Below are 9,350 nucleotides of genomic sequence, written 5' to 3'. Positions count from 1 at the left end.
ACCGAGGTCACGATCTCGCCCATGGTCTTGCCGGCCTGCGCGGCGAGCGCAGCGCCGCTCTCCACCTTGCCGGTCGAGTCGTCGATCAGCTGTTTGATCTCCTTGGCCGCCGCCGCGCTGCGCTGTGCCAGGGTGCGCACCTCGCTGGCCACGACCGCGAAGCCGCGCCCCTGCTCGCCGGCACGCGCCGCCTCCACCGCCGCGTTGAGCGCGAGGATGTTGGTCTGGAACGCGATCCCGTCGATGACCGAGATGATGTCGGCGATCTTGCGCGAGGACTGCTCGATGTCGCTCATGGTCTGCACGACCTGGCCGACGACGTCACCACCCTGCGACGCGACCGAGGCCGCGCCGATCGCCAGCTGGTTGGCCTGGCGGGCGTGATCGGCGTTCTGGCGCACGGTGGAGGTCAGTTCCTCCATCGAGGCGGCGGTTTCTTCCAGATTCGCCGCCTGCTGTTCGGTCCGACGCGAGAGGTCGTCGTTGCCGGCTGCGATCTCCGACGACGCGGTGCCGATGGCGCCCGACGCCGCCTGGATGCGCCCGACGATGCCGGTGAGCTGGGCGACGGTGGCATTGGCGTCGTCACGCATCTGCGCGAACACGCCCTGGAAGTCGCCGTCCATGCGCACGGTGAGGTCGCCGTCCGCGAGCGAGGTCAGCACACCCGAGACCTGGTCGAGGCTCGCCGCGTTCGCATCGAGCAGGCCGTTGAGCTGGCCGGCCAGCGCGAGCAGGAAGCCGGACTTGTCGTCGGTGCGGATGCGACCGGAGAGGTCGCCCGCGGCGGCGGCGCTGATAACCCGCGACACCTCAGCTTCGAGCCTCACTTCGACAGTGCGGTCCGCCCATTCCACGACAAATCCCGCTGATTCCCCAGCCGCGTCGACAATCGGATTAACGATCAGCTGCATTGTGCGTCCCCCCACGCTGATCTGCGCACGATGCGTGCCTCGCAACTTTGCCAACATCATGGCCTGGTGCTCCGGGGCGCGATGGAAACCGTCGATACTGCTGCCGATGATGCTCGACGCATTAAAGCCAGGAAGGTCTCGACGGATGTCGTCTTCTGCAGCAGAAAAAATCTCCAGCAGCGAGCGATTGACGTAGATGATGTCGCGCGCGGTGTCGGCGATCATCACATTCGTGGTCACGCTGTCTAAGGCAGTGCGGATGCGCAGATTCTCGGCGAGCTGCTCGCGGTCGGCTTCCAGGCGTGCGACCACGCTGTCGCCCATGGCCACCAGTGACGCGGCGAGCGAGCCGGGCCGCAATTTCAGGTCGCGCAGGGCCTGCGGCGCGGCACGGCCGTCGGCCACCCCGCGCGCGACCTCGGCGAGGGCCTGTGGCGAATGCCCCAGCGCGTCGAGTTCGCGGCGCAACTGGATGGCCATCACGCACACGAGTGCGGTCTCCGCGACCACGAACGCCGCATGCAGCACGACGAGCCCGAAGCCGCTGCCCGACGCGAAGGCGTAGTAGGGCAGCCCGCTGGACTGCAGCCAGAACATCAGCAGGTGATGCGCCGCGATGTAGACCGCACCCGCTAGCACCGGGGTCCAGTCGCGGTAGTACAGCAGCAGCGCCAGCACCACGAAGATGCCGAAATGCATTTCCACCAGGCCTTTCGTCTGGTGGATAGTGACGGCGATGATGGTCATCATCATCAGCGCGACCCAGATGCGGGTCAGCCGCGTCCCTGGAAGCAGCAGGGTGTGGCCTGCCATCAGCGCGAAGGCCGGCAGGCTGATGGCCCAGAACGGGGCCCAGCTGCCGTTTGCCAAGGCGACGACACCGGACGTGCACGCCAGCAGCGCGCCGACGATGAGAAACAGCCGGTCGGCGCGGATGGCCAGTTCTGCCGCATAGCCCACAGGGGCGCGGCGGGCGGTGGTCAGGGTCGTGATCATGGCAAGGTGCCTCGAAGGAGCAGCGGCGCGTCAGCAGACGCAGGCGGAAACGAAGGGGGCGACGGGGGCGGCACTGGGCGCGAGAACCGACGCCAGCAGGCGGACGGGATCGCCGGTGCACCCGGATGCGGCCGGCGATCCGGCAAAGCGCAGGGCACCGTGCGTATCGAAGATCAGGGTCGAGAAGACGGCGTCCTGCGCATCGAGGCTGATGGTCGGCAAGGCAGTGCTGCGCAAGGCATCCGTCCAGCGCCTCGCGTCGTCCGGCCGCGCGCAGGCACAGGCATGGCCGACGAGCGTGACCAAAATGGGGCCCCGGGCAAATGCGTCCGCGCCAAGCCGGCTGCGGATCTGCGAGGCCAGCGTCTCCGCATTCGCACGCGCATCCGCGGCCTGGCCATTGCGCAGACTCCCCAGCGCGCCGAAGACCCAGCCGAGAAACAGAGGAAGCAGAAGTGCACCCGACCACCAGCCTGCCGGCATGCGGGGCCGTGGGCTCGAGGCGCCCGCGCGGACCGGAGCAGGGATCGCGTCCCGCAACGGCAGCAGGTGGCCGGGCGGCGGGGGCGGTGTGTCGATCCTCATGGCGTCCCCTCGGCACGGCGGAATGCCGGACCCGAATCCGTTATCGGCGCGTGAATGAGCGCCTTGAGCACCGATGTCTCGAGGATCATGAGGTGTGACCGGAGCAATGCCCGCTCCGCGGGCAAACTGTCGCGGATCGTGGCCGGCGATCCGTCGACCAATTCGGCGTCCTCGCGAGATTCGAAATGCACACCGGAAACGACGACGCCCCGGCAGGGCCGGGGCGTCGCAAGGAATCCCAGTCGACAGGCCTCAGAACTCGGCCCAATCCGCCTCCGCCAGTGCCGGCGCGGATTTCACCGCGGCCGGGCGCGGCCTTGCTGCGGCAGCTGCGCGGCGCGCGACGGGTGCCACGACCGCGGCCGGCTTGCGTGCCGCCGGTGCCGTCGACACTGCAGCCGTGCCGTCCAGGCGGAAGATCGAGACCGTCTGCGCCAGGCTCGAGGCCTGTTCTTCCATCGCACGGGCGGCCGCCGACGCTTCCTCCACCAGCGCGGCGTTCTGCTGCGTGGTCTCGTCCATCTGGGTGATGGTCTGGTTGACCTGCTCGATGCCCGAGGCCTGTTCCTGCGAGGCCGCGGCGATCTCCGACATGATGTCGGTGACGCGTTGCACCGAGGACACGATTTCGCCCATGGTCTTGCCGGCCTGCGCGGCGAGCGCCGCACCGTCGGACACCTTGCCGGTCGAGTCGTCGATCAGGCCCTTGATCTCCTTGGCCGCTGCCGCGCTGCGCTGGGCCAGCGTGCGCACTTCCGAGGCCACGACCGCGAAGCCGCGTCCCTGCTCGCCGGCGCGCGCCGCCTCCACCGCGGCATTGAGCGCGAGGATGTTGGTCTGGAAGGCGATGCCGTCGATCACCGAGATGATGTCGCCGATCTTGCGCGAGGCGCGCTCGATGTCGCTCATCGTGGTGACGACCTGGCCGACCACGTCGCCACCCTGCGAGGCGACCGAGGCCGCGCCGATCGCCAGCTGGTTGGCCTGGCGGGCGTGATCGGCGTTCTGGCGCACCGTGGAAGTCAGCTCCTCCATCGAGGCCGCGGTCTCTTCCAGATTGGCCGCCTGCTGTTCGGTGCGCCGCGAGAGATCGTTGTTGCCCGAGGCGATCTCCGACGACGCGGTGCCGATGGCGCCCGACGCCTCCTGGATGCGCCCGACGATGCCGGTGAGCTGGGCGACGGTGGCATTGGCATCGTCGCGCATCTTGGCGAACACGCCCTGGAAGTCGCCGTCCATGCGGACGGTCAGGTCGCCGTCGGCCAGCGCGGTGAGCACGTTCGACACCTGGTCCAGGCTGACCGCGTTCGCATCGAGCAGGGTGTTGAGCTGCTGCGCGAGCTGCAGGTAGAAGCCGCTCTTGCCGTCGAGGCCGATGCGGTGCGAGAGGTCGCCGGCGGCCGCGGACTGCAGCACGCGGGCGAGCTCCACTTCCACCTGGACCTGCGGCGTGCGGTCACGCCACTCGACGACGTAGCCGAGCAGGGTGCCGGACTCGTCGTCCACCCGGGCGAGGGTCTGGCCGAAATGCGCGCCGCCGAAGGTCAGCTCGTCGCTGTGCACGCCCTGCAGGTGTTCGAGCACGGCGGCCAGACGCGAAGGATCGGGCTGGTAGGCGTCGATGCTGCCACCGATGAGATGTTCGACGTTGAAGTCGGGCAGGGTGGTGCGGATGTCGTCGCTGTACTGGCGCAGCAGGGCGGTGACGGCGGTGTTGGCGTAGATCACCTTGTGCGAGGGGTCGACGATCATGACACTGGTGCCGGAGCTGTCGAGCGCGGTGCGGATGCGCAGGTTCTCGCCGGCGATCGCCTGGTCGCGTTCGATGCGCTCGCGCAGGTCACGTTGCATGCGCTGCATGGCCTTGAGCAGGTCGCCGATCTCGTCGCCGCGGCTGGCGTCGATATGGCTGTCGAGCTTGCCGCCGGCGACATCGTTGGTGACGCCCACTGCGGCGCGCATCGCCGAGGTGAGGCTGCGCGCCATCAGCCAGGCCACGATCAACCCGCCGGCGATGCCGGCCAGCAGCAGGACGGCCAGCAGCACGCTGGATGCGGAATAGGCGCTGCTCGCGGAGCTGCGTGCAGCAACGGCGTCCCTGTTGGCGCTATCGGCCAGCGCCGCCAGTGCCGTGCTCGCTGCAGTGTGCAGCTGGCTCGTCTCGCCGATGAAGGTGTCGGTGGCATCATCGGGCAGTTCGAGATCGAGCATCTCGTTGACCGAGGCGTACGATGCCTTCGCAGCGTCCCAGGCAGCGACGAGGTCCGCGAGCATCTTCTGCTCTTCTGGCGTCGTGGCGTATTGGCGATAGGTCTCGAAGTTCTTCTGGATTTGCGCATCAATATCGGCAGTCCGCTGACGCGCATCTTGCTTGACGGCGTCGCTCGCCCGCACAAGTCCCCGGTAAGAGGCGGTGCGGAACTCGCCCAGCAGGCCGCGCGTTTCGCCTACCAGAGCAACGCTCGGTAGCACGTCTTCCCCTAGGTCGGTAGTGACGTGATTGATCGAGCGCAGGCCCGTGTAGGCGCCGATGCCCTGGACGAGCATGATGAGCAGGACCGCGCCGAAAGCCAGCATCAGCTTCGGCGCGAGCTTGAGATTCGAGAACCAGTGCATCGGGTCACTCCCCTGTACGGCACAAAGAAAAGGCCCGGATGCGCGTGGCGCACCCGGGCCGGGGCATCACTTGATGGTGGCGAGCTTCACGTCACTCGGCGAGCGCACCGCGATCTCGGCGCGACCCGCGTCCCGCTGGATGCTGCCGACCACGCAGACGTCGCGGCCTTCCAGTTCCTCGGGCGAGGGACGGAACTTGTCGCGCTGGTCCTGCGGGATGCGCGCCGAGAAGGTGTGGCGCGGGAAGGCGCCGCCCATGTGCAGGAAGGTCGGCGAACCTTCGGAGTTCTGCGCATAGCGGGTCTTCTCGACCTTGCCGCAGACCATTCCGCTCTGGCCTGCGAAGCGGACCGCCTGCTCGGGGCGGATGGCCTCCTCGGCAGCGGCGCCGGTGGCACAGGCGCTGAGCAGCAGCGCGGTCAGGATGCGGCGGGTGTTCGGGGTCATGGGTGTACTCCAGTCAGGGGGACGGGCCGGGGTCACTCCGGCCGTTGCCCCACTAGCGGCAACGGCGCGGCGGACTTTAGGCGCAACGAGAAAAAACTCAGGCCGCGACGTCGAGCGGCGCGTCGATCAGGTCGGTGCTGTCGAGCAGGGTCTCGATGTCGAGCAGGATCAGCATCCGCTCGTCGAGCGTGCCGATGCCGGCGATGAACTTGGTGTCCACCGCGGCGCCGAACTCGGGCGTCGCCCGGACCTGCTCGTCGAGCAGCGGAACCACGTCGGACACGCTGTCGACGACGATGCCGACCACGCGGTCCTCGACGTTGAGCACGATCATCACGGTGAAGCTGTCGTAGCGGGCTTCGGCCAGGCGCAGCTTCAGGCGCAGGTCGATCACGGGCACGATGGTGCCGCGCAGATTGATGACGCCCTTGATGTACTCGGGCGCGTCCGGCAGGCGGGTCACGGCGTCGTAGCCGCGGATCTCCTGGACCTTGAGGATGTCGACGCCGTAGTGCTCGTCGCCAAGGGTGAAGGTCAGGTACTCGCCAGCGGCGCTCGGGGTGGAACTGGTCATGCGGTGCGCTCCTGCTGCGGGTGCCGCGGGCATGCGGCATGGGTGACTCGCAGGAGATCGGCCGGTACGGCCGCAACTTTAGCCGCGCGTGCTCAGCCGCCGCGCCGCTGGCGCGCGTTGCGCTGGCGCTCGACCTGGAAGATGTACTGCAGGATCCGCTGCTCGTGGGCGGCGGGCATGTCGACGAAGCGGCAGCCTGCACGCCAGTACGGTGCGCCGCGCACGTCGAAACGGCCGAGATGTGCGACTTCGAGGGCGACAGTCATCGGCGGGGCGTCGCCCAGCCGCAGCAGGCAGGGCGCGACCCGCGATTGCGCGGCGAAGCGTCCTTCCCGGCCTTCCGGAACGGCGACCGCGAGCCCGCCGCCGCTGATGTCCAGCACGCGCAAGCCGTCGGTGCCCGCATCGGGTGGCGCCTCGAGCGTGCCGACGTGCAGGGTGGCGGGCGAGGCGGGCGACACCTGCAGCCGGTACATCTCGCGTCGCTGCAGGCGCAGCAGGGTCTCGGGCCACGGCACGCGGAATGCCGGATAGCCCTCGTGCTCGATGAGCATGGGCGTGGACAGGCGGAAGCGGATCGGCACCAGGTCGAGCTGGGTGCTGCACACCAGCCGCGATGAACCGGCCACGCGCCGGTTCATCGCCTCGTTGCGGTTGCCGTCGAGAACCAGGCTGCCGTCGTCGTCGACCGCCAGCAACGCGGTGGGGCAGGCGAGCCCACCGGGGATGAGGTTGGCGGTGATGATGGAGCGGGCCTCGACCAGGGCCCGCAGCACGTGCGTGATCTCGCGCGGCTCGTGCAGCGCGAACGGCGATTGCTCGTCGTCATCCAGCAGTGGCAGGTGTTCTTCGGCGACAGCCATCGTCCAGAACCGCGGTGTTCGATCGCAGATGATAGCGGCCGGGCGGCCCTGAGATTGAGCCGCCCGGCCACCACGCCGCGATCAGGCGGGTTGCGCCTCGCTGCGGCGCGTGTTGTCGGCGATCGTGCGCAGCAGGGCGGTGGCGGTGTCGACGTGGAAGACCGAGACCGTCTCGGTGAGCGCGGCGGCCTGTTCCTCCATCGCGCGGGCGGCGGCGGAGGCTTCCTCCACCAGTGCGGCGTTCTGCTGCGTGGTCTCGTCCATCTGCGTGATTGTCTGGTTGACCTGCTCGATGCCGACGGCCTGTTCCTGCGATGCAGCCGAGATCTCGGCCATGATGTCGGTGACCCGCTGCACCGAGGCGACCAGTTCGCCCATGGTCTTGCCGGCCTGGCCGGCCAGCGCTGCGCCGTCGGCCACCTTGCCGGTCGAGTCGTCGATCAGCTGCTTGATCTCCTTGGCTGCTGCCGCGCTGCGCTGGGCCAGCGTGCGGACTTCCGAGGCCACGACCGCGAAGCCGCGCCCCTGCTCGCCGGCGCGCGCCGCCTCCACCGCCGCGTTGAGCGCGAGGATGTTGGTCTGGAACGCGATCCCGTCGATCACCGAGATGATGTCGCCGATCTTGCGCGAGGAGCGCTCGATGTCGGCCATCGTCGTCACCACCTGGCCGACCACCTCGCCGCCCTGGGTGGCGACCGAGGCCGCGCCGATCGCCAGCTGGTTGGCCTGGCGGGCGTGGTCGGCGTTCTGGCGCACGGTGGAGGTCAGTTCCTCCATCGAGGCCGCGGTCTCTTCGAGGTTTGCGGCCTGCTGCTCGGTCCGGCGCGAGAGGTCGTCGTTGCCGGCTGCGATCTCCGACGACGCGGTGCCGATGGCACCCGACGCTGCCTGGATGCGCCCGACGATGCCGGTGAGCTGGGCGACGGTGGCATTGGCGTCGTCACGCATCTGCGCGAACACGCCCTGGAAATCGCCGTCCATGCGCGCGGTGAGGTCGCCGCGGGCAATGGCCTGCAGCACCCGCGAGACATCGGCGAGGTTCTCGTCGGCGGTCTGCATCAGGCGGTTGAGACCGTCGACCATCGTGCGGAAGTCGTGCTGGAAGCGATCGGCATCGCCGCGCACGCTGAAGTCGCCAGCCGAGGCAGCGGTCACCAGGCGGCGGATCTCGCCGTTGATGCCGGTCAGGTTGCTCTTCACGGTGTCCATGGACTGGGTGATCACGGCCTTCTCGCCGGGCAGGCGATCCATGTCCTGCGAGAGGTCGCCCACCGCATATTGTTTGATGATGTCCACCAGGCGCATCTTCACCGCCAGATGCGCGGCGACCAGTTCGTTGGTGCCGGCCACCATTACCCCGTAGTCGCCCGGAAAGGCCTGGGCGTCCATGCGGTAGCTGATCGTGCCGGCCTCGTGTTCGCGTGCCATGTCACGCTGGGCGCCGATCACCGAGCGCAGCTGTGCCTGCATGCGCGACATTGCGGCCAGCAGCTGGCCGACCTCGTCCCGGCCGCCGACCGCGATCGCGCCGTCGAGGCGCCCAGCCGAAACATTCTCGGCGACCTTCACAGCCGAGCCGATCGACTGCGCGAGTGTCCGCGCAATGAAGAAGCCGAGGGCAGCAGCGACGACGATCAGCAGTACGATGCCGACGAGCATCGTGATCACGCTACTGCGATAGGTCTCATTGGAGTGGGCAATATCGGCGTTCAGTCGGTCCAGATTGAACGTGTTAAGTACCGCGAGAGCCTCGAACAGGCTCCGGCGTAGCGGCCGCGACTTCTCGTCCGACACCGCATGCGCAGCCTCCACATCTCCGGCAGCGAGCGCGCTCTCAATCTCCCGGTGCGCACCCAGATAGGCCGCGAGCCGCTCGGCTGCGGTGTCGTAAAGGGCACGTTCTTCGGCTGCAAAGGGCAGCGCCTCGTACATCGCTTGGCGCTCGGCGAGGATGATCTCGATCTTGGCCAGTCGCTCGTTGTAGTCCTGCACGGCGTCAGGCTCGTCAAGCCGGGTCAACTGCGCGATTTCATAAGTCCGGTATTCGCCGAGTTGGGCTCGAATCTCGCCGAGGTGCTGGACAGCTGGCATGTCGTCGACGCTGACCTTCTGCAGCTCCGCGTTGAGACTGGCCAGGCGCATCAGGCCGAGCGCGCTGACGCCGATGGCCAGCAGGGAAATCAGGGCAAACGCGATCCCGAGCTTGCGCGCGATCGTCATGTTGTTGAGCCAGGTCATCGGGTGTCTCCGGGTGGGCGGGCGCAATCCGAACGGAGGTCCGTAATGCGCTGGGTGGAACTTCGGTCGGGGTTTAACGGCGCCGCGAGCTGCGGCCTGACGGAGAAATGACAGATT

General features: G+C 68.2%; 7 protein-coding genes. All 7 read right to left on the bottom strand.

Translation table 11 applies throughout. The features are described 5' to 3' along the window. On the bottom strand, positions 1 to 1,910 hold a 1,910-nt coding region (locus H0E82_RS03530), incomplete at its 3' end, for a methyl-accepting chemotaxis protein (RefSeq protein WP_180543814.1). Positions 1,911 to 1,940: 30 nt separating this feature from the next. After that, positions 1,941 to 2,216 carry a hypothetical protein gene (locus H0E82_RS16655; RefSeq protein WP_219338391.1) on the bottom strand — a complete coding sequence of 92 codons (276 nt, stop codon included), beginning with the start codon at positions 2,214 to 2,216 and terminating at the stop codon, positions 1,941 to 1,943. A gap of 531 nt (positions 2,217 to 2,747) precedes the next feature. Next, complete coding sequence (locus tag H0E82_RS03520; protein ID WP_180543808.1) at positions 2,748 to 5,111, bottom strand: methyl-accepting chemotaxis protein; 2,364 nt, start codon at positions 5,109 to 5,111, stop codon at positions 2,748 to 2,750. A gap of 66 nt (positions 5,112 to 5,177) precedes the next feature. Beyond that, positions 5,178 to 5,438 (bottom strand): hypothetical protein, encoded by a 261-nt coding sequence (locus H0E82_RS03515; protein WP_425600310.1) that lies wholly within the window; start codon positions 5,436 to 5,438, stop codon positions 5,178 to 5,180. A 217-nt stretch (positions 5,439 to 5,655) separates the two neighbouring features. Then, positions 5,656 to 6,132, bottom strand: a complete 477-nt coding sequence (locus H0E82_RS03510) for a chemotaxis protein CheW (RefSeq protein WP_180543802.1) — start codon at positions 6,130 to 6,132, stop codon at positions 5,656 to 5,658. Between the two features lie 92 nt (positions 6,133 to 6,224). Continuing rightward, positions 6,225 to 6,995 carry a flagellar brake protein gene (locus H0E82_RS03505; protein WP_180543799.1) on the bottom strand — a complete coding sequence of 257 codons (771 nt, stop codon included), beginning with the start codon at positions 6,993 to 6,995 and terminating at the stop codon, positions 6,225 to 6,227. 81 nt (positions 6,996 to 7,076) lie between these two features. Then, complete coding sequence (locus H0E82_RS03500; RefSeq protein ID WP_180543787.1) at positions 7,077 to 9,233, bottom strand: methyl-accepting chemotaxis protein; 2,157 nt, start codon at positions 9,231 to 9,233, stop codon at positions 7,077 to 7,079. Positions 9,234 to 9,350 lie beyond the last annotated feature (117 nt).

This window comes from Luteimonas deserti, from assembly GCF_013425765.1.
Classification (GTDB): domain Bacteria; phylum Pseudomonadota; class Gammaproteobacteria; order Xanthomonadales; family Xanthomonadaceae; genus Luteimonas; species Luteimonas deserti.
Note: the sequence above shows the minus strand (reverse complement) of the source record. Positions and strands in the feature narration are given on the sequence as shown.

Bases quoted from the DNA above. Each gene is read 5' to 3' on its own strand.
- H0E82_RS03505 (WP_180543799.1), bottom strand. From the start codon at position 6,995: ATGGCTGTCGCCGAAGAACACCTGCCACTGCTGGATGACGACGAGCAA.
- H0E82_RS03500 (WP_180543787.1), bottom strand. From the start codon at position 9,233: ATGACCTGGCTCAACAACATGACGATCGCGCGCAAGCTCGGGATCGCG.
- H0E82_RS03510 (WP_180543802.1), bottom strand. From the start codon at position 6,132: ATGACCAGTTCCACCCCGAGCGCCGCTGGCGAGTACCTGACCTTCACC.
- H0E82_RS03520 (WP_180543808.1), bottom strand. From the start codon at position 5,111: ATGCACTGGTTCTCGAATCTCAAGCTCGCGCCGAAGCTGATGCTGGCT.
- H0E82_RS03515 (WP_425600310.1), bottom strand. From the start codon at position 5,438: ATGGTCTGCGGCAAGGTCGAGAAGACCCGCTATGCGCAGAACTCCGAA.